This is a genomic window from Geomonas sp., assembly GCF_056994735.1.
In genome coordinates, this window is sequence record NZ_JBXKJL010000184.1 from 1 (window position 1) to 3,548 (window position 3,548).

The 3,548-nt window shown below is 62.1% G+C and carries 2 protein-coding genes; both read left to right on the top strand.

The annotated features are described in order from the left end of the window. The coding region (locus AC11W3_RS08425; protein WP_484092819.1) for an Ig domain-containing protein at positions 1–464 on the top strand (464 nt) is incomplete at its 5' end. Between the two features lie 319 nt (positions 465–783). Further along, positions 784–3,548 (top strand): GPMC system transcriptional regulator (locus AC11W3_RS08430; protein WP_484092820.1); only part of this gene is annotated, 2,765 nt, incomplete at its 3' end.

Below are 3,548 nucleotides of genomic sequence, written 5' to 3' on the forward strand. Positions count from 1 at the left end.
TGGCCGCCACCGGCGGCACCCCCCCTTACTCGTGGTCGGTCACCCGCGGCTCTCTCATCGCCGGGCTGACCCTCGGCAGCGCTTCCGGCCTCCTCTCGGGAACGGCCAGCTTCCCCGGCACCTCGTCCTTCACGGTGCGGGCGGTGGACGCCACGGGCGCCCTGGCGGTACGTAACCTGCTGCTGAATACCGGGGGGACCTTCCCCCCGGCCAAGGTCTCCGGCAGCAGCACGAACTACTACAGCCAGCTCCAGGACGCCTATAACTTCTGCGCCGACGGTGACGTCATCCAGCTGCAGGGGGTTCTCTTTGGTGAGTCGCCCCGCTTCGATCGGGACATCACCGTCTCGCTCAAGGGGGGATACGACAGCGCCTTCTCCGCGAGCGTCGGCTCGTCCACCATCAACGGGTGCATCGCTGTCAGGTTCGGGAAGGTGAAGATGTACAACCTCAGGGTAAGATAGGGGCCATGCTCCGGGGCCCGAGTCCCTTCCCATGGAATGATTTTGGCAGCTTCAGCATAGGGGGGCCCTTCTCTGGGGTGGGGATAGACAATCAAAATCTAAAAACCAAGAAGGGGCTAAGCTTAAAGCTATAGCCCCTTTTGTTATTCAGGTAAGTCTCTGGCCATTGAGGGAGGGACTCCTTGGGAAGATGCTTTGCCTCTGCTTCTGTCCCTTCTTCTTGTGTCCCATTTCTCCAAAACTCCCTTTTCCCCGTTGACGCCGTCAGCCTTTTTCCCTAAACTGCCCCAGTGTGTAAGAAACCTACTCAGAGGGTTACATGACCGCGATAAACGAGCAACTGGCAAGGATCGGCGAGAGGATCGCCTCGTTCGGAAAGGAAAACCTGGATGAGATGCTCCACCTGGTGGGCGAGGGGGCGAAACTCGTCTCTTCGCAGGAGCGGGTCCGCATCTACCTCGAGGACCTGACACGTGGCGCCCTCTCCTGCGCCTACTCCTCCGGCAACTTCGCCGCCGAGATCCGGGAAGAAACCTTCCCGATCATCTCTGAGGAAAGCGCGGTGTCGGTCACCTTCGTCACCCAAAAGCTCGCGCAGCTCGCCAATCCTGCCGAGGACGGACTCCCGCTGGATCGGGAATTTTCCCACCGCTTCCGGATCGACGGGACGACGCTCCTCCCGATAACCAGCCTTGGCAAATCGATCGGGGTCGCCTGCCTGGACGGCCCTCCCCTCTCCCAGCAACAGATATCGAGAATCACCCCTTTCCTGACCCAGGCCGGGGAACAGGTCGACCAGGCGAGGAAGTATCACCAGCAGCTGCTGCTGGCCCGCCGGGTCGAGCTCTACAAGAAGAGGGAGGCGGCCGGGTTCATGGTACGGTCAGCGGTGCGGCTCATCGACGGCCTGACACTGGCTTCCGTTCTGGTACCGGCCCAAGGGACGATGGAGGTGCTGGCCAGCCACGCCGAAGATCCCGAGCTGAAAACGCAATACGACAACGTCGGCGGTATCGACCTGAAGCAGGGGAGTTCGCTGGTCTCACGCTACGTCAACGAGGCGGGGATCATCACCGATGACCGGCTGCTGAAGCCCCTCTTCGTCGAGGACCTCTGCGACCAGACCATCCAGCGCCGGGCACTCACGGAGGAGATGGCGCTCCGGACCCTGTACATGGTTCCGCGCTACGAGCCCGAGTCCCGCCGGATGATCTGCCTCATGAACTACTTCACCCGCGAGCTCACCCGGTTTACCGACTTCGAGAAGGGGCTCCTGCAGACCCATGCGGAGATGGTGGAGCGGGTCATCAACGAGGTCGGCGGCGAGCACCTGGAGATCAAGGTCCTCTCGGAGATCTCCGACCTCCTCCAGGAGCGCAACGAGGGTCTGCACCAGTTCCTGACCAAGGTCCTCTCCAAGGCCACCGAATTAATCGGCGCCGATACCGGGAGCATCGCCATCGTGCAGGAGCGCGAGGGGGAAAAGTGGCTGGTGGTCGAGAACGAGGAAGGGACCATCATCGGCGCCAAGAACAAGGAATGGATCAAGAAGAAGATTCCCGCCTTCAAGATCGGGGGGCCGGATCTGCGACCGGAAGAGCGGAGCCTGACCGGATGGGTGGCCTGGACCAAGGAGCCGAAGATCATCGGCCAGGTGGCGGACTTCAGCGAGCACGGCGGGTTCCACCGTTCCATGAGCGACCTGATCAAGAGCGAGATGGCGGTCCCGGTGATAAGCGACGACGTGGTCATCGCCGTGATCTGCCTCAATTCCCTCCAGGACGGGTATTTCACCGAGGAGCACAAGAGGATCCTGCAGATCATCGACCGGCTGACCTCGCGGCACATCTCCGACATCCAGAGGATCGAGCGGCTGCAGCACGAGGTCACCAGGCTGCAGAGCGATATCGCCTACAAGGATCCGAAGGTTTCCTCCTACCGGCTGGGGAACATCATCGGCAACAGCCGGAAAGCCCAGGAGATCGTGGCCTTCATCAACACCGTCTCCAGGCCGCTGTCTAACAGGATCGCCCTGTGGAACAAGAACATCCTGCAGGAGGCCACCATCGGGCTCCCCTCGATCCTGGTTCTGGGCCCGACCGGCGCCGGGAAGGAATTCTTCTTCAACAACCTCTACAACAAGCTGAACGAGCTCTACCGCGAGGACAATCCCGGCGGGGAGCTGCCGGTCAAGAAGACAAACATAGCGGCCTACAGCGGCGAGCTTACCTACTCCGAGCTCTTCGGTCATTCCAAGGGGGCCTTCACCGGCGCCTACAGCGACCGCAAGGGGATCATCGAAGAAGCCGGGGGCGGGATCGTCTTCCTGGACGAGATCGGAGACGCCGACCCGAAGACCCAGGTCCAGCTGCTAAGGTTCCTCGATAACGGCGGCTTCGTGCGCCTGGGCGAGAACCGGGAGCGGATCAGCCGCGTGTTGCTGGTCGCCGCCACCAACAAGGACCTGCAGAAGGAGATCGCGCTGGGGAACTTCAGGGAAGACCTCTACCACCGTCTCACCGAGCTCTCGGTCGTGGTGCCGTCGCTCAACGAACGGCGCGAGGACATTCCCGACCTCGCCACCCACTTCCTCGGCAAGCTCTACCGGACCTACCGCAGCCGCGAGGAAGAGGGCCGCGACGACTCCCCCTCCCTTTCCAAGGACGCCAAGGAGGCGCTGGTCAGCCACAACTACAAGGGGAACATCAGGGAGCTGCGGAGTATCCTCCTGAGGGCGCTCTTCTTCCGGAGCGGCAAGGTGATAGCCGGCGAGGACATCAGACGGGCCATCAGGGACGGCATGAGAGGCCAGGGCACGCCCGCCTCGGAGAGGCTGACCGAGGAGGTAGCCGGCGGCATCATGAGAGAGATCGGCGGAGGGAAGGATTTCTGGGAGGCGGTTTACGAGCCTTACTCCCAGAGCCGGATCTCGCGCGACGTGGTCTGCATGGTGATCGACAAGAGCCGCGCCGCAGCCGGGAAGAGCATGCCCGAGATAGCCAGGCACCTCAAGGCCGTCACCCGCGACCCGCAGGAGGACGAGGAGGAGAGGAAGAGGTTCTTCAAGTTCAAGAACTTCCTCTA